We start from the raw sequence: 286 nt of genomic DNA on the forward strand, positions 1-286 counted from the left end.
TTGTCTTTTTTGACATCTTAATGATATCACTAAAGGTTACTGACATTCACTGACACATTTCACTTGGCGAGTGAATAGGTCCTATTTTTGTTGCTTCCATTTGCTTCCAACAAGCCTAATGAAACTAAACGTCCCAAATTTTTTCTAACGGTTGGTGCTGATTTACCAATCAGTTTAACCGCTACTGTTGTCGTAATACTATCATGATTTAATAAATATTTTTTAATCAATAAGTAAGCATGCGTTTCTGTTCCAGTTATACCATCTGGAAGGTCTTCTTCCAATT

Annotated in this window: 1 pseudogene; it reads right to left on the reverse strand. The window is 34.3% G+C overall.

The annotated features are described in order from the left end of the window. Window positions 1-59: 59 nt before the first annotated feature. Window positions 60-286: pseudogene (locus LB941_RS12425) on the reverse strand (Fic family protein); the annotation flags it as partial.

Source organism: Ligilactobacillus ubinensis, assembly GCF_024160875.1.
Lineage (GTDB): Bacteria > Bacillota > Bacilli > Lactobacillales > Lactobacillaceae > Ligilactobacillus > Ligilactobacillus ubinensis.